The organism is Microbacterium sp. Ru50 (assembly GCF_002920555.1).
In the GTDB taxonomy this organism is placed as follows: domain Bacteria; phylum Actinomycetota; class Actinomycetes; order Actinomycetales; family Microbacteriaceae; genus Microbacterium; species Microbacterium arborescens.
This window is the reverse complement of record NZ_PQSV01000001.1, coordinates 1,628,371-1,654,681: the sequence shown is the minus strand read 5'-3', so window position 1 is coordinate 1,654,681 and position 26,311 is coordinate 1,628,371. Positions and strand designations below refer to the sequence as shown.

At 71.3% G+C, this 26,311-nt stretch carries 23 protein-coding genes; 10 read left to right on the top strand and 13 right to left on the bottom strand.

Translation table 11 applies throughout. From position 1 onward, the window contains the following. The first annotated feature begins 118 nt into the window (after positions 1–118). Entirely contained in the window at positions 119–1,267 is a 1,149-nt protein-coding gene (locus tag C3481_RS07770; RefSeq protein WP_370576219.1) for a glycosyltransferase, read from the top strand. Positions 1,268–1,269: 2 nt separating this feature from the next. After that, positions 1,270–2,376, top strand: a complete 1,107-nt coding sequence (locus C3481_RS07765) for a glycosyltransferase (RefSeq protein WP_103841499.1) — start codon at positions 1,270–1,272, stop codon at positions 2,374–2,376. On the opposite strand, the gene C3481_RS07760 is transcribed toward C3481_RS07765, so the two are convergent. Next, positions 2,306–2,566, bottom strand: coding sequence for a hypothetical protein (locus C3481_RS07760; RefSeq protein WP_103841497.1), 261 nt, complete (start codon positions 2,564–2,566; stop codon positions 2,306–2,308). The genes C3481_RS07765 and C3481_RS07760 overlap by 71 nt on opposite strands. A 71-nt stretch (positions 2,567–2,637) precedes the next feature. Here C3481_RS07760 and C3481_RS07755 point away from each other — a divergent pair, with 71 nt between their 5' ends. The 4 genes from C3481_RS07755 (at position 2,638) to C3481_RS07740 (ending at position 10,238) form a co-directional block, all read left to right on the top strand. After that, on the top strand, positions 2,638–3,636 hold the full coding sequence (locus C3481_RS07755; protein WP_103841495.1) for a helix-turn-helix domain-containing protein: 999 nt from the start codon (positions 2,638–2,640) through the stop codon (positions 3,634–3,636). Between the two features lie 64 nt (positions 3,637–3,700). Continuing rightward, complete coding sequence (locus C3481_RS07750) at positions 3,701–5,935, top strand: ATP-dependent Clp protease ATP-binding subunit (protein ID WP_103841493.1); 2,235 nt, start codon at positions 3,701–3,703, stop codon at positions 5,933–5,935. A gap of 770 nt (positions 5,936–6,705) precedes the next feature. Then, the gene (locus tag C3481_RS07745; protein ID WP_146053633.1) at positions 6,706–9,354 is read left to right on the top strand and encodes an immunoglobulin domain-containing protein; all 2,649 of its coding nucleotides are present in this window, start codon (positions 6,706–6,708) and stop codon (positions 9,352–9,354) included. A 59-nt stretch (positions 9,355–9,413) separates the two neighbouring features. Then, the gene (locus C3481_RS07740; protein ID WP_103841489.1) at positions 9,414–10,238 is read left to right on the top strand and encodes a UbiA family prenyltransferase; all 825 of its coding nucleotides are present in this window, start codon (positions 9,414–9,416) and stop codon (positions 10,236–10,238) included. Positions 10,239–10,246: 8 nt separating this feature from the next. Here the strand turns inward: C3481_RS07740 and C3481_RS07735 are convergent, their stop codons facing one another. The 4 genes from C3481_RS07735 to C3481_RS07720 form a co-directional block, all read right to left on the bottom strand. Next, positions 10,247–11,404 (bottom strand): NAD(P)/FAD-dependent oxidoreductase, encoded by a 1,158-nt coding sequence (locus C3481_RS07735; protein WP_103841488.1) that lies wholly within the window; start codon positions 11,402–11,404, stop codon positions 10,247–10,249. Next, complete coding sequence (locus C3481_RS07730) at positions 11,397–12,095, bottom strand: methyltransferase domain-containing protein (protein WP_023952806.1); 699 nt, start codon at positions 12,093–12,095, stop codon at positions 11,397–11,399. Before C3481_RS07730 ends, C3481_RS07735 begins: the two co-directional genes overlap by 8 nt. Further along, positions 12,086–13,309, bottom strand: coding sequence for a type III polyketide synthase (locus tag C3481_RS07725; RefSeq protein ID WP_103841486.1), 1,224 nt, complete (start codon positions 13,307–13,309; stop codon positions 12,086–12,088). Before C3481_RS07725 ends, C3481_RS07730 begins: the two co-directional genes overlap by 10 nt. Positions 13,310–13,411: 102 nt before the next feature. Then, positions 13,412–13,993 carry a nitroreductase family protein gene (locus C3481_RS07720; protein WP_023952802.1) on the bottom strand — a complete coding sequence of 194 codons (582 nt, stop codon included), beginning with the start codon at positions 13,991–13,993 and terminating at the stop codon, positions 13,412–13,414. A 134-nt stretch (positions 13,994–14,127) separates the two neighbouring features. Between C3481_RS07720 and C3481_RS07715 the strand changes: the two genes are divergently transcribed. After that, positions 14,128–14,517, top strand: a complete 390-nt coding sequence (locus C3481_RS07715; protein ID WP_103841484.1) for a VOC family protein — start codon at positions 14,128–14,130, stop codon at positions 14,515–14,517. 52 nt (positions 14,518–14,569) lie between these two features. On the opposite strand, the gene C3481_RS07710 is transcribed toward C3481_RS07715, so the two are convergent. From C3481_RS07710 to C3481_RS07690, 5 genes are all read right to left on the bottom strand, one after another. Beyond that, a complete protein-coding gene (locus tag C3481_RS07710; RefSeq protein ID WP_064956365.1) occupies positions 14,570–15,658 on the bottom strand; it encodes an ABC transporter permease in 1,089 nt (362 codons plus the stop codon). Beyond that, the gene (locus tag C3481_RS07705) at positions 15,655–16,551 is read right to left on the bottom strand and encodes an ABC transporter ATP-binding protein (protein ID WP_103841482.1); all 897 of its coding nucleotides are present in this window, start codon (positions 16,549–16,551) and stop codon (positions 15,655–15,657) included. The genes C3481_RS07710 and C3481_RS07705 overlap by 4 nt, the downstream gene beginning before the upstream one ends. 135 nt (positions 16,552–16,686) lie before the next feature. Continuing rightward, entirely contained in the window at positions 16,687–17,451 is a 765-nt protein-coding gene (locus C3481_RS07700) for an ABC transporter ATP-binding protein (RefSeq protein WP_103841480.1), read from the bottom strand. After that, entirely contained in the window at positions 17,448–18,479 is a 1,032-nt protein-coding gene (locus C3481_RS07695; RefSeq protein WP_103841478.1) for an iron ABC transporter permease, read from the bottom strand. Before C3481_RS07695 ends, C3481_RS07700 begins: the two co-directional genes overlap by 4 nt. Beyond that, positions 18,476–19,519 (bottom strand): ABC transporter substrate-binding protein, encoded by a 1,044-nt coding sequence (locus C3481_RS07690; protein WP_258039051.1) that lies wholly within the window; start codon positions 19,517–19,519, stop codon positions 18,476–18,478. Before C3481_RS07690 ends, C3481_RS07695 begins: the two co-directional genes overlap by 4 nt. A gap of 81 nt (positions 19,520–19,600) precedes the next feature. Here C3481_RS07690 and C3481_RS07685 point away from each other — a divergent pair, with 81 nt between their 5' ends. Both C3481_RS07685 and C3481_RS07680 read left to right on the top strand, forming a co-directional pair. After that, positions 19,601–21,412 (top strand): glycoside hydrolase family 15 protein, encoded by a 1,812-nt coding sequence (locus C3481_RS07685; RefSeq protein WP_103841476.1) that lies wholly within the window; start codon positions 19,601–19,603, stop codon positions 21,410–21,412. Between the two features lie 73 nt (positions 21,413–21,485). Beyond that, positions 21,486–22,820, top strand: a complete 1,335-nt coding sequence (locus C3481_RS07680) for a DUF2029 domain-containing protein (RefSeq protein ID WP_219817645.1) — start codon at positions 21,486–21,488, stop codon at positions 22,818–22,820. Positions 22,821–22,824: 4 nt separating this feature from the next. On the opposite strand, the gene C3481_RS07675 is transcribed toward C3481_RS07680, so the two are convergent. From C3481_RS07675 to C3481_RS07665, 3 genes are all read right to left on the bottom strand, one after another. Further along, positions 22,825–23,469: a response regulator transcription factor gene (locus tag C3481_RS07675; RefSeq protein WP_052007807.1), complete on the bottom strand. Its 645-nt coding sequence runs from the start codon at positions 23,467–23,469 to the stop codon at positions 22,825–22,827. A 50-nt stretch (positions 23,470–23,519) separates the two neighbouring features. Next, positions 23,520–24,806: a sensor histidine kinase gene (locus C3481_RS07670; protein WP_071918624.1), complete on the bottom strand. Its 1,287-nt coding sequence runs from the start codon at positions 24,804–24,806 to the stop codon at positions 23,520–23,522. A gap of 72 nt (positions 24,807–24,878) precedes the next feature. Further along, positions 24,879–25,718, bottom strand: coding sequence for an exodeoxyribonuclease III (locus tag C3481_RS07665; RefSeq protein WP_023952787.1), 840 nt, complete (start codon positions 25,716–25,718; stop codon positions 24,879–24,881). 63 nt (positions 25,719–25,781) lie between these two features. On the opposite strand from C3481_RS07665, the gene C3481_RS07660 reads away from it, so the two are divergent. Further along, positions 25,782–26,276: a metallophosphoesterase family protein gene (locus tag C3481_RS07660; RefSeq protein ID WP_103841474.1), complete on the top strand. Its 495-nt coding sequence runs from the start codon at positions 25,782–25,784 to the stop codon at positions 26,274–26,276. Positions 26,277–26,311 lie beyond the last annotated feature (35 nt).

Below are 26,311 nucleotides of genomic sequence, written 5' to 3'. Positions count from 1 at the left end.
GCCGCGTCGGCCACAGCCGGCGGCACTCCGCCGTACAGATTGGGCCTGACCCGTGACCGAATCCACGACGACCGAGGGTGTTCCCGCCGACAGTACGCGCGCGCCCCTGACCATCGTGATGGGCGCCGACACCTTCGCCCCCGACGTCAATGGCGCCGCCCGTTTCGCCGAGCGGCTCTCCGCCGGCCTGGCCGCCCGCGGTCACGACGTGCACGTCGTGACGCCGAGCGTGAAGCACTCGCAGTCGGGCATCTTCACCGAGAACATCGAGGGCGCCGACCTCACCGTCCACCGCCTGCCCGGGTGGCGCTGGTACCCGCACGACTGGCTGCGCTTCGTGCTGCCCTGGCGCTCGAAGCACTACGCACGGCGCGTGCTCGACTCGGTCAAGCCCGACGTGGTCCACAGCCAGTCGCACATCGTCATCGGGCGCGGACTCACGCGCGAGGCGCGCAAGCGCGGCATCCCCGTCGTCGCGACCAACCACGTCATGGCCGAGAACGTCATCGACTTCACGACGCTCCCGCCGTTCCTCGACAAGATCATCATCAAGCTCTGCTGGGACGACGCCAAGCGCACGTTCCTGATGTCGCGTGCCGTGACCACGCCGACGCGCAAGGCCGCGGAGTTCCTCGAGGACACGATCGACATCTCGGGCGTCATCCCGATCAGCTGCGGCATCGACAAGCGCAACTACACCCCCGACCTCACCCCGCGCGAGCACCGCCGCATCCTGTTCGTCGGGCGCCTCACGACCGAGAAGCACGTCGAGGTCACCCTGAAGGCCGTCGCCAAGCTCGCCCCCGAGCTCGACGTCCACTTCGACATCGTCGGCGGCGGCGACCAGCGCCGGAACCTCGAGCAGACCGCGCAGCAGCTCGGCATCAGCGACCGCGTCACGTTCTATGGGCGTACCGACGAGGCCGACCTGCGGGCGGCATACACGCGGGCCGACGTCTTCGCGATCGCGTCGATCGCCGAGCTGCAGTCCATCGCGACGATGGAAGCCATGGCCTCGGGGCTGCCCGTCGTCGCGGCGGATGCCGTCGCCCTGCCTCACCTCGTCCAGTCCGGTGTGAACGGCTACCTCTTCGAGCCCGGCAACGTCGACGATCTCGCCGACAAGCTGCGCCGGGTGCTCACCGCCTCTCCCGAGGAGTACCTGCGGATGCAGCAGGCCTCGCTCGACGGTGTCGAGATCCACGACATCGAGCGCACCCTCGACACCTTCGAGAAGCTCTACCGCGGCGAGCCGCTCGACGCGTGACGATGCGGCTCTACTTCGACGCGCGCTACATCCGCACCGACTTCCACGACGGCATCAGCCGCTTCTCGCACGAGCTCGCGCACGCCGTCTTCGTGGCGGCCCCCGCCGAGGACGTCGAGGTCACGTTCATCGTGCACGACCCCGCGCAGGTTCCCTTCCTGCCGGATGGGGCACCGCACGTCATGCTGCACGCCCCCACGTCGATGCTCGAGCCGTTCGCGGCCCTGCGGCTGAACCGGCATCGGCCCGACGTGGTCTACTCACCCATGCAGACGATCGGCGCGCTCGGCCGGCGGTTCGCCCTCATCCTGACGCTTCACGACACGATCTACTACCGTCACCGCACGCCGCCCCGCGATCTGCCGTGGTTCGTGCGCCTGGGCTGGCGGCTCTTCCACCTCTCGTACGCGCCCCAGCGCGCCACGCTCAACGCCGCGGACCTCGTCGCGACCGTCAGCGAGACGAGCAAGCGGCAGTTCGCCGACGTGAAGCTGACCAAGCGCGAGGTGGTCGTCCTCCCCAACGCTCCGCAGCGTCTGGCGGATCTCGCGCCGTCGACGGCGATGCCGGGAGCCGCCAAGCCGCGCAACATCGTCTACATGGGCTCGTTCATGCCCTACAAGAACGTCGAGACGCTCGTCCGCGCGATGCAGTGGCTGCCCGGTCGTACGCTGCACCTGCTGAGCCGGATCTCCGACAGCCGGCGCGCCGAACTCGAGAAGCTCGCGCCCGCCGACGCCCGTATCGTCTTCCACGGCGGGGTGACGGATGCCGAGTACGCGGCCCTCCTGGCCGATGCGGGCATGCTCGCGACGCTGAGTCTGGACGAGGGGTACGGGCTGCCGATCGCCGAGGCGCTCGCGTTGGGGGTGCCGGCGGTGGTCAGCGACATGGAAATCTTCCACGAGGTCGGTGGTGACGGTGCGCTCTACGTGCCGCCCCGCGACCCGCGCGCGTTCGCGGCGGCCGTCGAGTCGCTCGACGACGATGCCGCTCGTGCGGCGCTGGTCGCGGCGGGTCGTGCACACATCGCCCGGTTCACCTGGGCGGAATCGGCGTCGCGACTGCTCGCGGCATCGCGTCGCGCCCGCGCGCTCCGCGCCCGCTGACCTCGGCTGATCCCTCGACGCGGCGCCGGCTGGCGCTGGGGCGCGTCGGGGCGGCCTCGTCCCGCGGCGGCACGCGCGTCGCGTCGGTGGGCACTCGGCGGTAGCCGTCGCGCGCGACGACTGCGAGGGTGCCCGTCACCGCGGCGATGACGACGAGGGCGACGGCGAAAAGAAGCATGTCGGAATCCATGGCAGAAAAGCTACGATAGGCGTCATCCTGCCGATACTGGCGGAGATGACGGTATTCGGAGGATTCCTGCCATGCACACGGTCGCCTGCGTCGTCCAGCCCGGATTCGCACCGTTCGAGTTCGGCCTCGCCTGCGAGGCGTTCGGTCTCGATCGCAGCGACGAGGGGATTCCGAACTTCGACTTCCGGGTCGTGGCGCCCGACCCCGGCGTGGTTCCGGCCAACCTCGCGTTCTCGCTGAACGTCGACGCGGGACTCGAGTTCGCCGACGAGGCCGACCTGGTGATCATCACGCCTATCCCGCGCGAGAGCTGGGATGCCGTCGACGAGCGAGTCACGGCGGTGGTTCGCCGCGCGGTCGAACGCGGGGCGTGGGTGCTCACGGTCTGCAGCGGCGCGTTCGTCGTGGCGGCGGCGGGTGTGCTCGACGGCAAGCGCGCCACGACGCACTGGCGCTACGCCGAGACCATGGCGCGCATGTATCCGCTCATCGAGGTCGACCCCGACGTGCTCTACGTGCAGTCCGACCGGATCATCACATCGGCTGGCACCGCGGCCGGGCTCGACGCCTGCCTGCATCTGCTGCGGATCGAGCTCGGTGCCGAGGCGGCGAACACGATCGCCCGGCGGATGGTCGTCCCGCCTCTCCGCGACGGCGGTCAAGCCCAGTTCATCGCCCGTCCTCTTCCCGCGGCGGCGTCGCTCTCGCTTGCGCCTATCACCGACTGGATGATCGCGAACCTCGACCTCGACCTCTCCGTCGACCTCCTCGCATCGCGCGCTCACATGTCGCCCCGGACCTTCGCGCGGCGGTTCAAGGCCGACTACGGCACGACGCCGGCGGCGTGGCTCGGGCGGCAGCGGATCCTGCGGGCCCAGCGCCTGCTCGAGCGCACCGACCTCGGGCTCGACCAGATCGCGGCCGACAGCGGATTCGGGTCGGCATCCGTCCTGCGCCAGAACTTCGCCCGGGCCCTGGGGCTCAGCCCGAGTGCGTATCGGGCGCGGTTCGCGTGCACACCCGAGGCGGCGTCGGTGTCCGGCGTCGCGCCGGAGGCCGTAGCGCCCTGAGCCTCGCGGTGATAAACTTGAGTCAGACAGGCTCAAGTTTGAGCCGAGAGATTTCAGGAGAGACATGAACGCCACGCAACAGCCCGGACAGGAGGAGGCGCAGAGCGCCCTCGAGCAGTTCGGCATCAACCTCACCGACCGTGCCCGCCAGGGGAAGCTCGACCCGGTCATCGGGCGTGACAGCGAGATCCGCCGCGTCAGCCAGGTGCTCACGCGGCGCACGAAGAACAACCCCGTCCTCATCGGCGAGCCCGGCGTCGGCAAGACGGCCGTCGTCGAGGGCCTCGCGCAGCGCATCGTCGCGGGAGACGTCGCCGAGAGCCTCAAGAACAAGGAGCTCGTCTCGCTCGACATCTCCGCGCTCGTCGCCGGCGCGATGTACCGCGGCCAGTTCGAGGAGCGGCTGAAGAGCGTGCTCAAGGAGATCACCGAGTCGGACGGCCGGATCATCACCTTCATCGACGAGCTGCACGTGCTGATGGGCGCGGGTGGCGGCGAAGGATCGGTCGCGGCATCCAACATGCTCAAGCCCATGCTCGCCCGCGGTGAGCTCCGCCTCATCGGCGCGACCACCCTCGACGAATACCGCGAGTTCATCGAGAAGGATGCCGCCCTCGAACGCCGCTTCCAGCAGGTCTACGTCGGCGAGCCGAGCGTCGAGGACACGATCGCGATCCTCCGCGGGCTCAAGGAGCGCTACGAGGCGCACCACAAGGTGGCCATCGCCGACGGCGCACTCGTCGCCGCGGCATCCCTCTCGAACCGCTACATCCCGGCACGTCAGCTGCCCGACAAGGCGATCGACCTGATCGACGAGGCCGCCTCGCGCCTGCGCATGGAGATCGACTCGGCGCCGCTCGAGATCGACGAGCTGCGCCGGCACGTCGACCGGCTGAAGCTCGAAGAGCTCGCGCTCAAGAAGGAGAAGGATGCCGCGTCCCGCGAGCGTCTCGAGGCCCTGCGCGCGACGCTGAAGGACGAGCAGCAGAAGCTCGACGACCTGCAGGCGCGATGGGAGCGCGAGCGTGCCTCGCTGAACCGCGTCGGCGACCTCAAGACGCGACTCGACGCGGCTCGGGTCGAAGCCGAGCGGGCCCAGCGCGAGGGCAACCTCGAGAAGGCGTCGCGCCTGCTGTACGCCGAGATCCCGGCGCTCGAGCGCGAGGTCATCGAGGCGGAGCGGGCCGAGACCGCCGTCGACGGTCCTGAGCGGATGGTCAACGAGCAGGTCACCGACGAGGACATCGCCGCCGTGATCGCCGCGTGGACCGGCATCCCGGTCGGACGTCTGCTGCAGGGCGAGACCGAGAAGCTCGTGCGGCTGGAGGCCGAGCTCGGCAAGCGCCTCATCGGGCAGAAGACCGCCGTCAAGGCCGTCGCCGACGCCGTGCGCCGCTCACGCGCGGGCATCAGCGACCCCAACCGCCCGACGGGCTCGTTCCTCTTCCTCGGTCCGACCGGTGTCGGCAAGACCGAGCTCGCCAAGGCGCTCGCCGAGTTCCTCTTCGACGACGAGCACGCCATGGTGCGCATCGACATGTCGGAGTACGGCGAGAAGCACTCCGTGTCGCGGCTCGTCGGTGCCCCTCCCGGGTACATCGGCTACGAGCAGGGCGGCCAGCTCACCGAGGCCGTTCGGCGCCGTCCGTACTCGGTCGTGCTGCTCGACGAGGTCGAGAAGGCGCACCCCGAGGTCTTCGACGTGCTGCTGCAGGTCATGGACGACGGCCGCCTCACCGACGGTCAGGGCCGCACGGTCGACTTCCGCAACGTCATCCTGATCCTGACGTCGAACCTCGGATCGCCGATCCTCATCGACCCGACGCTGAGCCTCGAGCAGAAGCGCGAGCAGGTGCAGATCCTGCTGCGGCAGGCCTTCCGCCCCGAGTTCCTCAACCGCCTCGACGACACCGTCATGTTCGAGGCTCTCAGCCAGGACGACCTCGCGCAGATCGTCGAGCTCTCGGTCGACGCGCTCCAGCGGCGCCTGAAGGACCGGCGTCTCTCGCTCGCCGTCACGCCCGACGCGCGTGCCTGGCTGGCCGAGCGCGGCTACGACCCCGTGTTCGGCGCGCGCCCGCTGCGACGCCTCATCCAGTCGGAGATCCAGGACCGCCTCGCGATGGCGATCCTGTCGGGCGGGGTGCGCGACGGCGACATCGTGCGGGTCGATGTCGCCGCCGACGGCTCGGCGCTCGTCCTCACGAGTGCCGGTCCCGCGGCGGAGCCCGGCGGTGCCGGGTCTGCCGGTGCCGGCGGAGACGAGGACGTGATCGAGGCTGAGCTCCTCGACGACTGATCGGCTGCTCGTCCGCGGTGTCGCGTGGGTTTCGGGGTGCTCGACGTGCTGTCGACAGGCTCAGCGGCGCGAGCCCGGTACGGCGAAGCGCGGGCCACGAGCACACCATGAGGGCACCTACGCGGCGCGTCGGTGCCCTCATGTCGGGCACGGGTGCACTCAGTTCGGCCGCAGTCGCGTAAGAGCGCTATGTGTGACGTACAGACTCGGAACGACCAGACGACCCGCATGGGTCGTGCCGCCCTCGAGCATGGGAACCTCTCGTGTACCTGTTCTTCCGGATGCTGATCGCTCTCACACTGGCCTCGGTGCTGACCGTGGGCTCGTTCCTGCAGGCACCCGCGTCGGCTCACGCCGTCATAGTGGCGACTGAGGCCGGACACGCGGGGCAGGCCGACGCCGAGGACACGGAAGAGCATGCCGCGGGCGCCGCTGCGAGCGAGACTGATCTCGCGGAGGGCGAAGGAAGTGGTCCCGAACAACCCGAGGGACAGAAGGCGGCTAGCCCAGCGGCTGGCGTGCCAGCGCGAGGCGGCTCCGGCGCGGCGCCGGGCCTCGCTGACCTCGCTCGTGAAGGTGGGTGGGGCGTGCGTCCGGAGTGGGCTACCCACCCGCGGGACGTGTCACTCGTTGAGCGCAATGGCCGGCCCTCCCGGCCCGACTTCACGGCGAATGTGAGGCCGATGGCCGTCAGGGATCTCACGGGTAACTGGCAGGCGAGCATCAACGGGGGGCTCACCTGGGGCGATATCGCAGGTACGGAGACGACAATGAACGGCTCCACGTCCAGGGTGACGCTGTCGTACGACTTGCCCGACGTCTGGTGGCACATGAATGGCTACATGTATCGGGCGAAGGTCGCCGCGCCGACAGGAGTCGTCATTTACAGCGACCCCGCCACCCTCACCGTTCTCCCCGGGCAGATCGCCGTCAACGCCAGCCCGCAGGGCCAGACTCTCGCGGAGGGCGCGACAGCGGTGTTCACCGCCCGTCATGGCGGGGCCTCCGCCCCGGCCGAGGTCCGCTGGCAGGAGTCGCGCGACCAGTCCTCGTGGACCGACATCGACGGGTCCCGTGTCCCGATCGGATTCAACGCAGAGGCGCGGTTCGAGGTCGAGGCGGACTTCGCTCTCGACGGCATGTCCTACCGGGCGGTGTTCTCCAACGCGCGGACCGAGGCCGCGACGAATCCGGCCAGGCTCACCGTTATCCCGGCTCTGGCGGTCGTCTCCGAGTCGCCCGTCTCCCGTTCCGTCTCGGAGGGCGGCTCGGCTACGTTCACCAGTCGGTATACCGGTACGGCTGCGCCGACGAGCGCCACCTGGGAGCACTCGGTCGACGGGGGCGCGAGCTGGGCAGACGTACCGGATGCCGCCGCTGACCCCACACTCACCTTCGAGCGGGTGACGCTCGACATGGACGGTCGCCAGTACCGCGTCCGCTACAGCAACGCCTCAGGGTCGGTGTGGTCCGACGCGGCGACGCTGACGGTGAATCCGGTGCGTCCGGTGGTGACGGAGCATCCAGGGCCGGCGGGGGTGCCGGCGGGGTCTGCGGCGGAGTTCTCGGCGGCGTTCGGTGGGACGGATGCTGAGACGACGGTGCAGTGGCAGTTCTCGACGGATGGTGGGGCGACGTTCAGCTATGTGCCTGCGGGGGTGGGGCCGAACGGGGCGCAGTCGATCCCGCTGATCGTCGACACGGTGACGCCGGAGATGGACGGCTGGCTGTATCGGGTGCGGTTCACGAACGCGGCCGGGTCGGTGTGGTCGGATGCCGCGACGCTATCGGTCGCCTCGGTGTGGCCGGATGCGGCTGGACAGGCGGTCCGCGGGGGTGAGGTTGAGTTGCGGATCTACAGCAGCGACGCGCCTCGTTTCGGCGTGATGGAGATCACTGCACCAGAGGGGACCCGCATCACGAGTGCCCGCACGAACGGGGCGAATCTCTCCTTCCTGGTGGACGATGAGGGCCGGACCGCGGTGAGTTCCCGCGCGGCGCGCCCCTGGGGAGGGCCGGGACCCAGTGCGTGGGTGACGCTGCAGGTCGATCCCGGCACGGCTCCAGGAACGTGGGCGGAGGGCGGTGTGGCCCGTATCGTCGACGATGGACTCCTCACCGCGGTGACGTCGATCGCGGTGGAGGTGTTGGGTGCTCCCGAGATCACGCAGCATCCGCAGGCCGTGAGCGTCGTCGAGGGGCAGGGCGCGGTGCTGAGTGCTGCGGCGACGGGGCATCCTGCGCCGACCGTGCAGTGGCAGGCGTCCGCGGATGCCGGGGCGTCGTGGGTCGATGTCGATGGCGCGACCGGTGTCGACCTCGCGATCGACGACGTGCGGCTGTCGATGGGCGGGACGTTGTATCGGGCTGTGTTCTCGAACAGTGTGGGGGCGACGGTAACTGAGGCGGCGGCGCTGACGGTGAGGCCCGTGCGTCCGGTGGTGACGGAGCATCCAGGGCCGGCGGGGGTGCCGGCGGGGTCTGCGGCGGAGTTCTCGGCGGCGTTCGGTGGGACGGATGCTGAGACGACGGTGCAGTGGCAGTTCTCGACGGATGGTGGGGCGACGTTCAGCTATGTGCCTGCGGGGGTGGGCCCGAACGGGGCGCAGTCGATTCCCTTGATCATCGACACGGTGACGCCGGAGATGGACGGCTGGCTGTATCGGGTGCGGTTCACGAACGCTGCGGGGTCGGCGTGGTCGGACGCGGCGCGGTTGACGGTGGCGGCGGTGTGGCCGGATGTGGTCGGTCAGGCGGTTGCCGGCGGTGAGGTCGAGGTACAGATCTACAGCATCGACGAGCCTCGTGCCGGCGTCATGGAGGTCACTGCTCCGGAAGGCACTCGCATCACGAGTGCCCGGTCCAACGGTGTCAACATCACATTCCTGATCTCCGAGGACGGTCGGACGGCGGTGAGCTCTCGGCTGGTGAACCCGTGGGGTGGCTCCTTCCCGAGCGCGTGGGTGACGCTGCAGGTCGATCCCGATGCGCCCGCCGGGGCGATCCTCGACGGCGGGCAGGCCCGGGCCATGAGCAGTGCCGGCGTGCCCAACATGGTGATGTCGATCGCGGTGGAAGTGATCGCCGCTCCCGAGATCACGCAGCATCCGCAGGCCGTGAGCATCGTCGAGGGGCAGGGCGCGGTGCTGAGTGCTGCGGCGACGGGGCATCCTGCGCCGACCGTGCAGTGGCAGGCGTCCGCGGATGCCGGGGCGTCGTGGGCCGACATCGACGGCGCGACCGGCGCGGAGTTCACCATCGACGACGCGCGACTGGCAATGGACGGCACGCTCTACCGGGCGGTCTTCACCAACAGCGCGGGCACCGCCGTCACGGAATCCGCGCGCCTGAGCGTGCGGGAGGTGCGCTACCTGAACCTCTCGGTGCGCCCGATCGTCCGGCTCGTCGACACCCTCTGAGCCCGTGGCCTGAGCCCCTGGCCTGTTCGCGGCTCCCATGGGCGTGAGAGTGTGGGGGAATGCGCACGGTCCGGGCCCTGTGGGGCGCCTCACATCCCGGGCCCTCCGTCGTGGTGACGGCCCTCTCCCTCGCCCTCGGCCTCGCGGCAGGGCTGGAGACCTGGCGGCTGGTGGTGCTCGTGGCATCCGTGCTGTTCGGTCAGCTCTCGATCGGCATCTCCAACGACGCGATCGACCGCGAGCGCGACCGCGCCGTCGGCCGTACCGACAAGCCGCTCGTCCGCGGCGAAGTCTCGAATCGTGCGGCGTGGATCGCGGCCGGAGCGTCCGTCGTCATCGCGCTCGGCCTCTCGGCGGTGCTCGGATGGGGGATGCTGCTCGCCCACGCCGTGACGATCGCGTCGGCCTGGTCGTACAACCTGGGGCTGAAGTCGACGCCGGTGTCGGTCGTTCCGTTCCTCGTGAGCTTCGGGCTCTTCCCCTCGCTCGCGACGCTCTCGTCGCCCGACCCCGCGCTCACGGCCCCGTTCGCCGCCGTGGCGGGGGCGGCCCTCGGCGCAGCGGTGCACCTGACGAACGTCCTGCCCGATCTCGACGACGACCGCGACACCGGCGTTCGCGGGCTGCCGCATCGTCTCGGAGCGCCCGCCTCGGTGTTCGTCGCGGTGGCCGGAATCGTCGTCGCCGCGATCGCGGTCCTGATCGGAGGAGGCAGTCAGGGCGTGCTCGCCTGGCTGTTCTTCGGCGCGGTGCTCGCGCTCGCGGTCGCCGTCGTCGTGCGGATGCGGCTGCGGGGTCCCGACCGCACCGGGTTCCGCCTCGTCATGGCCGCGGCTCTCGTGCTCGCGGCCCAACTGGTCGTGGCCGCCGGATCGCTGCGCTGACCCGCGCATCAGCGGGCGGCGGCGTCGAGACCCATCGCGTAGGCGTTCGGCACGAGCGAGCCCGTCGCGGTGAGCGCATGCCCCAGCATGCGGGTGCGCACCGCGTGCGTAGCGGCGCTGACGGGCCGGCCGAGCCGCATGTTCACCGCGGCCAGTCGGCCCGCGGTCCGGGCCGAGCGCAGGCGGTCGCGCTCCCACGCCGCGAGGGCGGCGACGGGCTCGGTTCCGGTGCGGATCCAATCGGCGAGCAGGGGAGCCAGGGTCGCGGCGTCGAGCAGGCCGAGGTTCATGCCCTGTCCGCCGATCGGGCTGATCTCGTGCGCGGTGTCGCCGATGACCGTGACCCGGCCGCGGCGCAGAGCAGACGCGAGCACGCGCCGCACGCGGAAGCCGGTGGCGCCGGTGAGCGCATCGGCGGCATCCGATTCGCCGCGATCGCGCATCGCTGCGCGCAGGCGCTGCAGGCGCGCCTCGGGCTCGTCGAACGCGGTGTCATCCCGCCCGGGCGGTGCGTCCCACGCCACGAAGCGACGGCGGTCCTCGGGCAGCGGGAAGGACTCGAGCACGCCGGATGCCGCGAGGTGCACGACGGCGACGTCGGCGTCGGGTCGTCCGGGTACGTGCGCGTCGCTCATGAGGTACTGATCCGGATAGCCGGTGCGTCGCACGGCGCTCGGCCGGAACACGAGGTCGCGCGCGCCGACGCCACCGGCGACCACCACCAGCGGCGCCGACAGCTCGCCGCCTCCGTGAGCGCCGGATGTCTCGAGCCGCACGTCGGCGGGTCCGGGCGCCACCCGCGTCACGGTGACCCCGCGCACGGCCGACGGTGCACCGAACGCCAGAGCGCGCTCGGTGAGGGCCTGCGGGAGGGTGGCGACATACGGATGCCGGACGGACAGGCGGTCGAAGCGGACGACGCCGAGCAGCGCGCCGTCACTGCGGGCCTCGCCGCGCGAGACGCGTACCGCGTCTGCGAGGATCCGGTCGGTCGCGCCGCCCTCCTCGAGCGCGGCGAGGACGGGCGCATGGAGCCCGATCGCGCGCGAGCCGTCGCCGGTGCGGTCGCGTCGTTCGAGCACGGTGACGTCGACGCCCCGCCGCGTGAGCTCGGCGGCGAGCAGCATCCCGACGGGACCGGCGCCGACGACGATGACGTCAGGCACGCCCCGCTCCCACAGCGAGCACGCGGAACGGTGCCGGTCGGACGACGTGCCACTCGCCGCGACCGGCCAGCGTCGTCCGGAGCTCCCGAGCACGGTAGCTGCGCCGGATCGACCGCAGGCCGTCGGTGCGCAGGAACGTCCCGTGCTGGAGCGGCAGGATCCCGGCTGCGTAGAGCGCGTACGCCGCGCGCCCCCGCTCGATGTCGGCGTGCAGGACGACACCCCGCGACAGAGCGAGCGAGTCGGCGATGAACGCCTCGAGCTCGGGTTCGCCGAGGTGGTGCAGCACGTGATTCGAGATGACGGCGTCGAAGCGCTCGCCGCTTGCGCGCAGTGCGGTCGAGTCGGTGCTGCGGAACTCGAGATCGGGTCGGCCGCGCTCACGTGCGACGGCGAGGGCGCGCGGGTCCGGGTCGATGCCGACCCAGCCGACGTCGAGGCCGTCGCGTTGCGCCAGCCTTGCCAGCCGGGCGGTGACGTCGCCACCGCCCGATCCGATGTCGAGGACCCGTGCGGGACGATCCAGGCGAGCGAGGGCGGGGCGCAGATGCCGGCGCCACACGGTTCCCCAGCCGCTCACGGCTCGGTTGACGACGTCGAAACGGCGCAGGGTCTGCGCGAGGGCGACCGGATCGCAGTCCGGGTCGTCCATGAGCTCGCGCAGGTCGACGTCGCGGCGCCTCAGGTCCATGACGCGACGGGTTCCGCCCGCACGGCATCCGTCGGAACGGTCTCGGCGTCCTCGGTGTCGGCTCCGGCGGCGACCCCCGCCGTGAGGAGTGCGGCCTCCATCGTGAGCCCGGGGCCGAAGGCGAGGGTCGCGATCGTCTCGCCGTCGCGCAGACCATCGCCCGCGAGCAGCGCGCGGAGGATGAACAGGATCGTCGCGCTCGACATGTTCCCGTAGTCGCGCAGCACCGCCCGCGACGCGGCGAGGGCCTCGGGCGGCAGCTCCAACCCCGACTCGACGCGGTCGAGGACGGCTCGGCCACCGGGGTGCACGGCCCACGTGTCGACCCGGGCGTCGCCGATGACGTCGGCCACCGCGGCGCGGATCTCGCGACCGATGATGCGCGGCACCTCGGCCGTCAGCACCATGTCGAAGCCGGCGTCGCCGATCGTCCAGGTCATGTCGCGCTCGCCGTCGTCGGTCACCGCGGTCGCGAACCGGTCGAGGTCGAGCCATCGCTCTCCGCGTCGCGCCGGGTCGGCGCTGACGACGGCCGCTGCGGCACCGTCGGCGAACAGCGAGGCCGCGAGGATCTGATCGGGGTCGTCGGCGATGCGGAAGTGCAGCGTGCACAGCTCGGCGCAGACCACGAGCACGACGGCGTCGGGCTGGGCTGCGCACATCCGTGCCGCGGCTCGCAGCGCGGGGACGGCGGCCGCGCAGCCGATGAACCCCAGGTGGTAGCGCTCGACGGTCGTGGGAAGGCCGAGGTCGCGCACCAGCCGGTAGTCGGGACCGGGGGCGTACATGCCGGTGCACGAGACGGTGACCACGTGCGTGATCTCGGACGGCGCGACGGATGCCGCAGATAGCGCCTCTCGCGCCGCGCGCGCCGAGAGCTCGGGGGCGAGGGCGATGTAGGTGTCGTTGCGCGTGCCCGTCGAGGGTGAGAGCAGCGATCCGTCGCCGGAGATCACGGGAAGGGATGCCGGGTCGCCGGGAGCCGGGGCCAGGGCCGCGGCATCCGATCGCGCGCCTTCGGGCTCGAGCGCGTCGGCGAGATCGGTCAGCACGGTGTGCCGGGTCTCGATGGCCGAGGCGTCGAACGCCGCACGGACCAGACGCTGCGACAGTCGGCCGATGCCGGGCTGCGCGGCGAAGAGGTCGCGCACGGCGTTCTGGTGGAGCACGGCCGGCGGCACGGCGGTGCCGATCGACAGGATGCGGGCGGTCATGCTTGACGATAACCGGCCGACGGCCCCGGGGGCGCGGGGGTGTCGCACCTCACAGCCCTCGTCTATGGTGCGAGCGCCCCCCGCGCGATGCCTGCGGGCAGCTCAGTCGTCGATGACGACCGATTCGGCCACGGGCCGGCGGGTGCGGGGCGAGAGCTCGCGCTCGCGGACGGCGGCGGGGGCGGCATCGACGTCGCCGAGCTCACCGACGGCCATGACGGTGACGGGGATGAACGGGGCCTCGATGCCGAGCTCCACCGCGAGTGCGTCGGCGTCGAAACCGGTCATCTGGTGGGTGTAGAGGCCGTCGGCGTGGGCCTGCACGGTGAAGTGCGCGGCGGCCTGGCCGAGGTCGTAGAGCGCGGTGGGCACGGGCTTGCCGTTGTTCTCGGTCTGCGCGATGAAGACGATGAGCGCGCCCGCGGGGCCGGCCCAGGCCTGGTTGAACTCGACGAGCGTCGAGACGACCTTCTCGTGGGTCTGGGTGCCGCGTCGTGCGACGACGAAGCGCCAGGGCTGCGCGTTGAAGGCCGACGGGGCCCAGCGTGCCGCCTCCAGGGCGCTCGCGAGGGCGTCCTCGTCGACGGGGGAGACCTCGTCGTACAGGCGCGTGCTCCAGCGGGCGGCGAGGATGTCGAGGACGGGGGCGTCGGTCTCGGCGACGCGCTCTTCGATGAGGGACATGGGATTCTCCCGGATTCGTGCGGACAGCGTCGGACTCCATCGTCCCGTCACGTGCGAACCACGGCGCGTCCCTCGACATTCCCCGTCACGAGAAACCTCTTGCGCCGGCATCCGGTCGGGGCGAATCTGTCGGCATGAGCGAATTCACCCCCGACGGGGCCTTCAGCGGGTTCAGCGTCGACGACATCGACGCGGCCCGATCGTTCTACACCGACACCCTCGGTCTCGATGTCGAGACCAACGCCATGGGCTTCCTCGAGATCCGGCTGGCGTCGGGCGGCAGCATCCTCGTCTACGCCAAACCCGACCACACGCCCGCGAGCTTCACGATCCTGAACTTCCCGGTCGACGACATCGACGCCGCCGTCGACGAGCTCCGCGAACGCGGCGTCGACACGAAGATCTACCCCGACGAGGTGTTCCCCTCCGATGAGCGGGGCATCGTGCGCGGCGGTGGCGGCGGGCCCGACATCGCCTGGTTCCGCGACCCCGCCGGAAACGTCATCGCCGTCCTCCAGGCGTGAACCGGGAGGACGGCGATGAGGGGGGAGGGTGGGTGGCCCGCCGGTGTGCGGCTCAGCGGCGCAGGGCCTCGCTGAGCTTGACGCGGGCGCCCATGCGCAGGAGCGAGTTCTCGTAGATCTTCGCTCCCACGAGGATCGCGCCGACGCAGGTCAGGAGCAGGATCGCGAGCGAGAGCAGCGGCTCCCACCACAGCGCGTCGCCGAGGAACAGGCGCATCGGCATGCCGACCGGTGCCGAGAAGGGCACGTACGACATGATCCCGAGGATCAGGGGGTTGTTCCAGGCGAAGATGACGAGGAAGTACGGCGCCATGACGAGCAGGATGAGCGGTGTCGTGGTCGCCCCGATGTCCTCCTGGCGGGAGACCATCGCGGCGGCCGCGGCGAACAGGGCGGCCAGCAGCACGAAGCCGAACAGGAAGAACACTGCGAACCAGGCGATGGGCGCGCCGATGCCCGTGAGCAGTGCGGTCTGATCCGTGACCGTCAGCCCGATCACCGCCACGGCGGCGAGGATGAGGATCTGCCCCATCGCCAGCACCGTGTTGCCGATCACCTTGCCCGCCAGCAGTGCCCGGACGGGCACGGCCGAGATCAGCAGCTCGACGACGCGGGTCTGCTTCTCCTCGACGACCGACTGCGCGATCGTCGCACCGAAGGTCTGCGCCGAGATGAAGAAGATCGCGCCGAACCCGATCGCCACGATGTAGCCGAGGAATCCGGCGTCGCCGGAGGGGTCGAGCAGCTCGACCTTCGGCAGCTGCGCGAGCGACATGAGGATGGTGTTCGACACCGACGTGTCGCCGATGACGACGTATCCGCTGGGTGCGGACGCGTCGGCGACGACCGCGGCGTCGACGTCGCCGTCGCGCACGGCGCTCTCGGCGGCCGCCCGGTCGGCGACGTCCTTCACGTCGAGGCCGGGGGCGTTCTGGACGTACGAGGCGGCGTCCGGGGTCACCGCGACGGGTGAGCCGCTGTCGTCCCCCGCCGAGAAACCGCCCCAGATCACGAGCGCGAGCGCGCCGAGGAAGAGGATGGCGAACGAGATGACGAAAGACTTGCTGCGCAGCTTCGAGCCGATCTCGCGCTCGGCGACGAGCCAGGTGCTCTGGGCGAATGAGGGGGATGCGGCGCTCACGGGGCGACCTCCTGGATGACTTCGGTGAAGATCTGGGCGAGGGACGGATGCCGCGGCGTGAAGCTCGCGACGTCGCCGTGCTCGACGGCGCGGCGCAGCACGCGCTGAGCCGTCTCGTCGGCATCGACGTCGAACAGGGCGTAGCCGCCGTCGAACTCGACGACCTCGACGCCCGGCTCGGTGCGGATCCAGCCGGCGTCCCCCGTCGAGACGAGCTCGTAGCGGTGCCCCTGGTGCTCGCGGCGGAGCCCCTCACGGGTGCCGGCGGCGCGGATGGTGCCGCCGGCGATGATGACGAGGTCGTCGCAGAGACGCTCGACGACGTCGAGCTGGTGCGACGAGAACAGCACGCCGACGCCCTGGGCGGCCCGGGTCTGCAGGACACCGGCCACGACATCGACGGCGAGGGGGTCGAGACCCGAGAACGGCTCGTCGAGGATCAGGACCTCGGGGTCGTGCACGAGAGCGGCGGCGATCTGCGCGCGCTGCTGGTTGCCGAGCGACAGCGTCTCGATGTTGTCGTTCAGGCGCTCGCCGAGGCCGAGCTCCTCGAGCAGGGCCCGGGCACGCGACGTGGCCTGCGGCTTGGAGAAGCCGTGCAGCCGGGCCAGGTACACGATCTGCTCGAGAACCTTCATCTTGGGGTACAGGCCCCGCTCTTCGGGCATGTACCCGAAGCGGCGGCGGTCGGCAGCGGTCACCGGCGACCCGTCGAGGGTGACCTCGCCCCGGTCGCGGGAGAGCACGCCGAGCATGATGCGCATCGTCGTGGTCTTGCCCGCTCCGTTGCCGCCGACGAAACCGGTCAGCCGTCCGTCGGGCACTCGGAACCCCACGTCGTCGAGCACGCGGTGCGTGCCGTAGTTCTTGGTGATGCCGCTCAGTTCGAGCATTCCGCCTCCTTAGCCGATGACTCCACGCTAGGGAGCGAGCGGGGGCGGGCGGATCCCCCGTACGGCGGATCGTGGGCCGTGCGGCCCCGCCCGGCGGGGGAGCCGCACGGGGGAGTGGGGCAGGCGACGACCGGGTCAGCGGCGCAGGAAGGTGATGACGGGATGCCCGTCCCGTGGGTCAGCGGTGACCTCGGCGGCCACCCCGTAGACGTCGGCGATGAGCTCGGCGGTCAGCACATCGGCGGGGGCTCCGGCGGCGACCACCCGGCCCGACCGCAGCACCATCACGGCATCGCAGTACATCGCGGCGAGGTTCAGGTCGTGGATCGCGACGATGCACGTCACGGGCAGGTCGCAGACGAGCTCGAGGAGGTCGAGCTGATGCCGGATGTCGAGGTGGTTCGTGGGCTCGTCGAGCAGCAGCTCGCGCGGCTCCTGAGCGAGAGCGCGGGCGATCTGCGCGCGCTGACGCTCGCCGCCCGAGAGGGTGTGCCAGAGCCGATCGGCTCGATCGGTGAGGGCGACGTGCTCCAGAGCACGGTCGATCGCGGCCTCGTCCGCCGCAGGGTCGCCGCCGAACGCGGTGCGGTGCGGGATGCGGCCGAGGCGCACGACCTCACGCACAGTGATGTCGACCTCGGTGTCGGCGTGCTGCGTCACCGCGGCGACGGCACGCGCGACGCGCCGCCGGCCGAGGGTGGCGAGGTCCTCGTCGTCGAGGGTCACGAGACCGGCATCCGGCCGGACGAGCCCGTGCAGCAGGCGCAGCAGCGACGACTTGCCCGATCCGTTGGGGCCGAGCAGGCCGAGCGTCCGCCCCGGCTCGGGGTGCACGCTCACGCCGTCGACGACGAGCGTTCCCGAGCGCGTCCACGACAGGTCGCGTGCGGCGAGGGTCATGCGCGGTTCCTCCGGCGGGCGAGCAGGGCGATGAAGACGGGCACGCCGACCAGCGCGGTGCCGACGCCGACGGGAAGGGGGGTCGGTGAGAACGCGACGCGCGAGCCGGCATCCACCCACACCATGAAGACCGCTCCGGCGACGACCGTGGTGGGGATGAGTCGGCCGTGGCGCGACCCGACGAGCAGGCGCGCCATGTGCGGCAGGACGAGGCCGACGAACCCGATCGCGCCGGCGACGCTGACGAGGGTGGCCGTGATCAGCGCCGTCGTCACCAGCAGGATGCCGCGCGTGCGTGCGATGTGGATGCCGAGGGAAGCCGCGACCTCGTCACCGAAGACGAAGGCGTCGAGGGCCGAGGCGTAGCGCAGGCACAGCAGGGAGCCCAGCCCGACGACGACGGCGCACAGCACCACGTCGTCCCAGCGGATGCCCTCGAGCGAGCCGAGAAGCCAGAACATCACGCCGCGGGTCTCGTCGGCGTCGGCGAACGCGAAGATCACGAGCGAGGTGAGCGCCGAGAACAGCTGCGTGCTCGCGACACCGGCCAGGACGACGCGGTCGTTGCCGCCGCCGGCGAGGCGTGAGAGCAGCAGCACCACCGCGAAGGCGACGAGCGCGCCGATGAACGCGCCCCCGGACAGGCCGAGTGCGGCGCCGCCGATGCCGAGCACGCCGATCGCGACGGCGCCGGTCGAGGCGCCGGACGAGATGCCGAGGATGAAGGGTTCCGCCAGGGGGTTTCGCAGGAGCGACTGCATGATGACGCCGCAGAGCCCGAGCCCGGCGCCGCACGTCGCGGCGACGAGGGCGCGCGGCAGCCGCTCCTCCCAGACGATCGCGTCCTTCGCGGCCCGGACGGGGATGTCGGTCAGACCGAGGTGGTTGGTGATGATGTCGCGCACGTTGACGAGCAGGATGTCCGCCGGGCCGAGGGTGATCGCGACGCCGACCGAGACGACGAGCAGCAGGATGCCGCCGCCGAGCAGCGCGGCCGTGGCGAGGGGGCCGCGGGTGCGGGCGCTCAGAGCTCGTCCCGGTGCTCGGCCATCCAGCTCTCGATCTTCTCGAGCCCGTCGACGAAGCGGATCGAGGGGTTCAGCTCGGCGCCGTGCAGCGCGATGTACCGCTGATTGCGCACCGCATCGATCGTGCGCGTGAGCGGATCCGACTCGAGGAAGGCGACCTTGTCGTCGAGCCGGTCGCCGGGGAACCGGTCGCGCTGCAGGTCTCCGAGGACGAGCACCTGCGGGTCGCGGTCGACGAGGTCCTCCCAGGTCGTGGCTGGCCAGTCGTCGTCGAGGTCGGCGTAGACGTTGGTGAACCCGGTCGTCGAAGCGAGCAGCGCCGCCGATCCGAGACCGCCGGCGACGTACGGCGTCTTGGTGTCGGCGAACCAGAAGGCGACGGTGGCGCCGGAGGCGTCGATGCCCGCCGTCGCCGCCGCAGCGCGCGAGCGCAGGTCGTCGACGAGCTTGTCAGCGCGGTCGGACACGTCGAAGATCCGACCCATCTCGGTGATCTCCTGGTAGAGCGCGTCGACGGTGAGGGCTGTGGTGCGGGTGCCGCCGCCGTTGATGCTGACGCCGTTGTCGCAGTCGGTCGGCGAGAGGTAGCTGCCGATCCCGGTCTCGTCGAACCGGTCGCGCGTCGCGACGCCGCCCTGCGTGAAGTGCCGTCCGAACGAGGCGGTGACGAAGTCCGGGTCGGCACCGAGCACGACCTCGTAGGTGGGCGCGTTGTCGGCCAGGCGGGGCACCTTCTCGTTCGCCTCGGCGAGGGCGGGCAGGATCGGGTCGGTCCACGAAGCCGTGCCCACGATCCGGTCCTCGAGCCCGAGCGAGAGCAGGATCTCGGTCGAGTTCTGATCGAGCGAGACGATGCGCTGGGGTGCGGCATCCACCGTGACGGTGCGGCCGCAGTTCTCGATCGTCAGGGGGTAGGACGTCTCGCCGTTGCCGGCCGGGGTGGCCGCGCCGGCCGGGACGACCTCCGATGCGCCGCACCCCGTGAGAGCGAGAGCGACGAGCGGAACGATGGTGAGGCTGACCAGGTGACGAAGACGCACCGGAGAAGGATAGCCTCGCCTAATAAGCGTCCGCGAATCGTCGTGTTGGCGGATCCGGCCCGCGGGCGCGATGATGCGAGGATGCCCGCACCGATCGAGCGCTACGCCCTCCTCAGCAACTGCCGCAGCGCGGCGCTCGTGTCCGACCGGGGCGACCTCGACTGGCTGTGCCTTCCCCGCTACGACTCGGGATCGATCTTCGGGGCGCTGCTCGGCGACCACTCGCACGGATGCTGGAGCGTGCGGCCCCGCGACCCGGACGCAACCGCGACGCGGAGCTACGACGGTGACACGTTCGTGCTCGTGACGCGGTGGGAGTGCGCCGGCGGCGTCGCCGAGGTGCACGAGTTCATGCCGGTCCTCGACGGGGTCGATGCGGTCGTCCGGCGCGTCGTCGGCGTCGCGGGCGAGGTCGACTTCGTGAGCGAGGTGCGGTTGCGGTTCGATTACGCGCGGGCCGTTCCCTGGGTGCGGCAGATCGGCGCGGGGGACACCTCCGATGCGCTGCCGATGGGCGTCCTGCTCGCGGTGGCGGGGCCCGATGCCGTCACGCTGCGCGGCCCGCGGCTCGTCGCCCAGGACACGATGCACCGGGGTGAGTTCCGTGTCGAGGCGGGCCGCACCGTCGACTCGGTGCTGCGCTGGGAGGCCTCGTACCGCGACGTTCCGCAGCCGTTCGACGTCGACGACGCCCTCGACCGCACGCGCGGGTGGTGGACGACCTGGGCGCGGCGCATCCGCGACGGCGGGCGGTGGGGCGACCGGGTGCTGCGCTCCATGCTCGTGCTGCGGGCGCTCACCCACGCCGAGACGGGCGGCATCGTCGCCGCCGCGACGACCTCGCTGCCGGAGGACTTCGGTGGTTCGCGCAACTGGGACTACCGGTACGTGTGGCTGCGTGACGCCGCTCTCACCCTCGAGGCCTACATCTCGCACGGCTATCTCGAGGCCGCGGCGCGCTGGCGCGACTGGCTGCTGCGGGCGGTGGCCGGCGACCCGGCCGACGTGCAGATCATGTACGGCATCGCGGGGGAGCGCGACCTGCCCGAGCGCGAGCTGGAGAGCCTTCCCGGCTATGCAGGGTCGTCGCCGGTGCGCGTCGGCAACGGCGCGGTCGACCAGTACCAGGCCGACGTCATCGGCGAGGTGATGGTCGCTCTCGAAGCCGCCCGGATCGCCGGCGTCACCGAGACGTCGTTCTCGTGGGCGCTGCAGCGCGCGCTGCTCGATCAGGCCGTCGCCTGGCTCGACCGACCCGATCACGGCATCTGGGAGATCCGCGGCGAACCGCAGATGTTCACCCATTCGCGCGCGATGATCTGGGCCGCGCTCGATCGGGGCGTCCGGGCCGTGGAGGAGCACGGGCTCGACGGCGATCCCGCCAGGTGGCGGGGTCTGCGCGACCGCGTGCGCGCCGAGATCGACGCGCACGGTGTGGATGCCGCCGGCGGCCACTTCACGCAGCACTTCCGCACCGACGAGGTCGACGCATCGCTGCTGCTGCTCCCGGCCGTCGGGTTCTGCGCCCCCGACGATCCGCGCATGCTCGCGACCGTCGCCCGCATCGAGAGCACGCTGCTGCGCGAGGGCCTCGTGATGCGCTACCGCACCGAGGCCGGCGTCGACGGGCTGGCCGGCACGGAGCATCCCTTCCTCGCCTGCTCGTTCTGGCTCGTCGAGCAGTACGCGGCGACCGGACGCATCGACGACGCCACCGCGCTCATGGACCGCTTGTGCGGGCTCGCGAACGACGTCGGACTGCTGTCGGAGGAGTACGACGTCACTGGAGGAAGACAGGCGGGCAACACCCCTCAGGCGCTGTCTCATCTCGCGCTCGTGGGCGCGGCCGATGCGCTGGCGGGCCACGGCGGACGCGCGGCGCACCGCCGATGAGCCGATCCGGGCCGCCGGCCGGCGCCGCCCGGGCGTTCATCGTGCAGATATGCGCGGGGCCTATGATGCCCGGGTGACGTCTCTTCCGGCATCCCCCCGCCGCTCGACGCGCCGCCAACGGTTGGCGGCGTTCGGCCGAACCCGTCGAGGTCTCGTCACTGGACTCGTGGCCTTCCACGCCGCCTACATCCTCGCCCTCCTGCCCCTCATCATCGCGGGCGGCACGGAGGGCGATCTGCCGCTGTACCGGCAGTGGGCGCAGGATGCCGTGCAGGGGACCTGGCCCATCATCGACTTCGAGTGGGTGTACCCGGCGGGCGCGCTGCTGCCGATCGTCGCGCCGATCGCGCTCGGCCCCTACCTGTATCAGCTCGTCTGGCTGCTCATGCTCGCCGGTGCCAACTGGCTCGCACTCGCCGCGATCGCGGGCGCGCGGCTGCAGCGGCGCTCGGCTTACCCGGCCGCCTGGTACTGGCTGCTCAGCATTCTGCTTCTCGCCCCCGTGTCGATGCTGCGCCTGGAGGGGGTCGCCGCGCCGCTCGCCATCGCCGGGCTCGTCTGGGTCTCGCGGCGGCCCGTCGTGGCCGGAGCGCTCATCGCCCTGGCGACCTGGATCAAGGTCTGGCCCGCCGCCATCGCGGCCGCCGTGGTCGCTGTGTGCCGCAGCCGCTGGTGGGTCGCCCTGGGCGGCATCGCGGCGAGCGTCGTCATCATGGTCGCCATCGTCCTCGCGGGTGGTGCCTCGAACCTCTTCAGCTTCCTGACGATTCAGGGAACGCGTGCGCCGCAGCTCGAAGCGCCCGTTGCGACCCCCTGGGTCTGGGCGACGATCTGGGAGATGCCCGGAGCGCGGATCCAGCAGAACGACGAGCTCGCGACCCGCGAGGTGGTCGGATACGGGGCGATGGCCGCCGGAGAGATCGTGGGGTGGCTGATGATCGTCGCATTCGCGGGGATCGCCGTGCTCCTGGTGCGTGCGCGGATGACCTGGGTCGCCGGCGCGCCGCGCACCGAGCTCGCGGAGGGACGCCTCGTCGTGCTCGGGGCCTTCGCTCTCACCGCGGCGCTCATCGTCTTCAACAAGGTCGGCTCGCCGCAGTACATGCTGTGGATCGCCCCGATCGTCGTGGTCGGTCTCCTCGTCGATCCCGACCGGTGGCGGACACCGGCGAAGTGGATGGCGGTGACGAGCTTCCTCACGACCCTCGTCTTCCCGATCTTCTACATGCCTCTCGTCCGAGCCGATCCCTTCGCGGCGAGCCTGCTTCTCGCCCGGAACGTGCTGCTGGTCGGACTGTTCATCTGGAGCATCCGGGCGCTCTGGCGCGTCGCGATGCCGCGCGCGGTCCGGCCCCTCTCGATGCCGCTGCCGCGCCCCTCGCGCTCGCCCGTCTCAGACCCGGCCTGAACCGTCAGGCCCAGCCGTTGCGGTGGGCCAGGACGACGGCGGCCACGCGGTCGCGGGCGCCGAGCTTGATGAGGATGTTCGACACGTGCGTCTTCACCGTGGCGTCGCCGATGAAGAGCTCGCGCGCGATCTCGGCGTTGCTGAGCGCCCGCGCGAGGAGGCGCAGCACCTCCGCCTCGCGCTCGGTGAGGCCGTGATCGGCAGGAGTCGACGTCGGCGGCGCGGCGGGTGCTTCGACGGCCGAGGCGGTCGCGTCGGGCGGGCCGCCCGCGAAGCGCTCGATGACCCGTCGGGTGACCTCCGGAGCGAGGAGGGCGTCACCGGCGGCGGCCACCCGCACGGCGGCGGCGAGCTCCTCGGGCCCGGCGTTCTTCAGCAGGAAGCCGCTGGCCCCGGCCTGCAACGCCTGAAAGAGGTAGTCGTCGCGGTCGAAGGTCGTCACGACGACGACTGCGCTGGAGTTGCGCGGGTCGGCGACGATGCGGCGGGTCGCTTCGAGCCCGTCGAGGACGGGCATCTGAACGTCCATGAAGACGACGTCCGGCTGCAGGCGCGCGACCGTCTCGACGGCCTCGGCGCCGTCGCCGGCCTCGCCCACGACGGCGATGTCGCCGCTCGCTTCGAGGATCATGCGGAATCCGGCCCGCATGACGGCATGGTCGTCGACGAGCACCACCGACGTGGGCGTGGCGGTGGAGCTCACGCGAGAACCTCCTCGGCGCTCGGCTGGGACGACCGCGCACTCGCGGGAACACGGGCCCGGACGAGGAATCCCCCACGCGGACGCGGTGCCGCCTCGAGCCATCCGCCCGACGCAGCCGCGCGCTCGCGCATGCCCACGAGGCCGAGGCCCGGTGTCGATCCGAACCGCACGCGCCCGTCGTTGGCGACCTCGAGCTCGATCTCGTCGCCGTCGAACCGCAGGCGCACGTCGGCGCGCGCGTCGGGCCCGCCGTGGCGGCGGGCGTTCGTCAGCGCCTCCTGCGCGATGCGGTAGAGGTTCACCTGCGCGACCTCGGATGCCGCGACCGGCTCGCCCACGACAGCGAAGGTGGTCGGCATACCGTTCTCCTCGGAGTACCGTACGAGCTCCTCGATCGCGTCGAGCCGCAGCGTCGAGTCATGCGGGGCCGTGGCATCCGGGGTCCGCAGCGTCTCGAGCAGCTGCCGCAGCTCCGTCAGCGACGCCCGTGCCGACTCCTCGACCACGGTGAGCGCGCGCCGCGCCGCGTCGGGGTCGCGGTCGAGCACCGTGCGTGCGGCGCCGGCCTGCACGCCCATCGCCGAGACGTGGTGCGCGACGACGTCGTGCAGCTCGCGGGCGATGCGGACGCGGTCGAGCGCGACCGCTTGGGCCGCGGTGATCTCGCGCTCGTGCTCGAGCTCGCGGGTGCGCTGTTCGAGCTCCTCTCGGCTGAGCGCGCCCGCGTAGGCCCGCTCGCCGAAGGCGAAGGCACCCGCGAAGAAGACGACGTTGAAGAGGAACTGCAGCATCATCATCGCTGCGACGGGGGAGAACAGCGAGAACTCCGCGGCGCTGTCGCTGCCCTGCTCGCTCGCCGCCTGGAACATCGCCGCCAGCAGCCAGAAGAACATGCCGATGATGACCACGACGCGGACGATCATCGCTCGGCGCCGGTCGACGACCCAGGCGCCGACCGAGTACATCGCGATGAACAGGGCGATGCTGCCGACGTACATCTCGGGGACGTGCACCGACATGCCGACGAAGTAGACGACCGCGACGGCGATGAGCGACACCTCCGGGATGCGGCGACGCAACGCGAGCGGCGCCGTCAGTGCGACGCAGTAGAGCAGGCCCCAGCCGAGGTGCGGGGAATCGTCTCCCCAGACCTGGGCGACGCTTCCGAGCCAGGTGCTGAGGATCGCACTCACGAGCAGCGCGGCGGCGAGCCACAGATCGTTGCGCAGTTGCTCGGGGGTCGGGGCGAGGCGCTCGTCGGGAACGGGGGTGGCCACGGACATGCCTTCCACGCTACGGGGCGCGCCGGGGCGCGGCATCCCCCGTGCGGGGGAGCCGGACGGTCGGCACGACGGTCAGAAGATCATCGGGCGATCGTCGTCGTCGTCACCGTCGAGGTCGAGGTCGACGACGACGGGGACGTGATCGCTGGGCGCCTCGCCCTTGCGCTGGTCACGGTGGATGGCGGCGCCCGTGACGGCGTCGGCGAAGGCCGGCGAGCCGAGGATGAAGTCGATGCGCAGGCCCTCGTTGCGGGGGAAGCGCAGCTGCTTGTAGTCCCAATAGGTGAACCCGGTCGGGACCAGCGGCCGCACCGTGTCGGCGAGCCCGGCGTCGAGCAGCGCCTGGAAGGCGGCGCGCTCGGCCGGGGACACGTGGGTCGTGACGCCCTCGATGAGGCTGGGGTCGCCGACATCCTCGGGCGTGGGGCAGATGTTGAAGTCGCCGGTGAGCGCCAGGGCGAGGTCGGGCGATGCTGCGAGGGTGTCGCGCGTGTACTGCTCGAGCGCCTGCAGCCAGTGCAGCTTGTAGACGTAGTGCGGGTCGTCGAGCGACCGGCCGTTCGGGACGTACAGGCTCCACACCCGGACGCCGCCGACCGTCGCGGCGATGGCCCGCGCCTCCTGCGGCGCGTCGGGTCCCTCGTGCCCCTTGAGGAAGCCCGGCATCCCGGGAAAACCGATCTGCACGTCGGTCATCGGCTCGCGGCTGGCGATCGCGACGCCGTTCCACTGGTTCAGGCCGTGCAGCTCGACGTGGTAGCCCGCGGCCTCGAACTGCTCCATCGGGAACTGCTCGGGCTTGCACTTAATCTCCTGCATCGCCAGGACGTCGATGTCTTCGTTCACGGCGAAGCCGACGATGCGGTCGACGCGAGCGCGGATCGAGTTGACGTTCCAGGTGGCGATGCGCATGCCTCCAGCCTATTCGGAGCATCGGACGTCGCCCGCTGCGCGGCATCCGGATACCGTCGGGGGATGGCCACGCGACTGCTGCTCATCGCCGACACCCATGTTCCCGGGCGGGCGCGGGGGCTGCCGGATGCCGTGCTCGCCGCAGCGGATGCGGCGGACCTCATCGTCCACGCGGGCGACTGGGTCGCGGCATCCGTCCTCGACGAGCTCGAGGAGCAGGGCGAGGTGCTGGGCGTGTGGGGCAACAACGACGGAGCCGACCTGCGCGCTCGGCTGCCCGAGGTCGCGCGTCGCACGATCGAGGGAGTCCGGTTCGCGGTCGTGCACGAGACGGGGGCGGCGACGGGGCGCGAGCGACGGATGGATGTCGCGTACCCCGACGACGACGTGCTCGTGTTCGGGCACAGCCACATCCCCTGGGACACGACGACCCCGCGCGGGCTCCGGCTGCTCAACCCGGGCTCGCCCACCGACCGGCGCCGCCAGCCGCACAAGACCTTCCTCACGCTCACGGTCGAGGCGGGCGAGCTCCGTGATGTCGAGCTCGTCGTGGTCTGAGCGGCGCGAGGCGCGCGCGCTCCGCTCGTAGAATC

Bases quoted from the DNA above. Each gene is read 5' to 3' on its own strand.
- C3481_RS07730 (WP_023952806.1), bottom strand. From the start codon at position 12,095: ATGGACCTGAGGCGCCGCGACGTCGACCTGCGCGAGCTCATGGACGAC.
- C3481_RS07745 (WP_146053633.1), top strand. From the start codon at position 6,706: ATGAACGGCTCCACGTCCAGGGTGACGCTGTCGTACGACTTGCCCGAC.
- C3481_RS07700 (WP_103841480.1), bottom strand. From the start codon at position 17,451: ATGACCCTCGCCGCACGCGACCTGTCGTGGACGCGCTCGGGAACGCTC.
- C3481_RS07725 (WP_103841486.1), bottom strand. From the start codon at position 13,309: ATGACCGCCCGCATCCTGTCGATCGGCACCGCCGTGCCGCCGGCCGTG.
- C3481_RS07715 (WP_103841484.1), top strand. From the start codon at position 14,128: ATGAGCGAATTCACCCCCGACGGGGCCTTCAGCGGGTTCAGCGTCGAC.
- C3481_RS07675 (WP_052007807.1), bottom strand. From the start codon at position 23,469: ATGCGGGCCGGATTCCGCATGATCCTCGAAGCGAGCGGCGACATCGCC.
- C3481_RS07705 (WP_103841482.1), bottom strand. From the start codon at position 16,551: ATGCTCGAACTGAGCGGCATCACCAAGAACTACGGCACGCACCGCGTG.
- C3481_RS07685 (WP_103841476.1), top strand. From the start codon at position 19,601: ATGCCCGCACCGATCGAGCGCTACGCCCTCCTCAGCAACTGCCGCAGC.
- C3481_RS07670 (WP_071918624.1), bottom strand. From the start codon at position 24,806: ATGTCCGTGGCCACCCCCGTTCCCGACGAGCGCCTCGCCCCGACCCCC.
- C3481_RS07765 (WP_103841499.1), top strand. From the start codon at position 1,270: ATGCGGCTCTACTTCGACGCGCGCTACATCCGCACCGACTTCCACGAC.
- C3481_RS07740 (WP_103841489.1), top strand. From the start codon at position 9,414: ATGCGCACGGTCCGGGCCCTGTGGGGCGCCTCACATCCCGGGCCCTCC.
- C3481_RS07760 (WP_103841497.1), bottom strand. From the start codon at position 2,566: ATGGATTCCGACATGCTTCTTTTCGCCGTCGCCCTCGTCGTCATCGCC.
- C3481_RS07720 (WP_023952802.1), bottom strand. From the start codon at position 13,993: ATGTCCCTCATCGAAGAGCGCGTCGCCGAGACCGACGCCCCCGTCCTC.
- C3481_RS07755 (WP_103841495.1), top strand. From the start codon at position 2,638: ATGCACACGGTCGCCTGCGTCGTCCAGCCCGGATTCGCACCGTTCGAG.
- C3481_RS07660 (WP_103841474.1), top strand. From the start codon at position 25,782: ATGGCCACGCGACTGCTGCTCATCGCCGACACCCATGTTCCCGGGCGG.
- C3481_RS07665 (WP_023952787.1), bottom strand. From the start codon at position 25,718: ATGCGCATCGCCACCTGGAACGTCAACTCGATCCGCGCTCGCGTCGAC.
- C3481_RS07770 (WP_370576219.1), top strand. From the start codon at position 119: ATGGGCGCCGACACCTTCGCCCCCGACGTCAATGGCGCCGCCCGTTTC.
- C3481_RS07750 (WP_103841493.1), top strand. From the start codon at position 3,701: ATGAACGCCACGCAACAGCCCGGACAGGAGGAGGCGCAGAGCGCCCTC.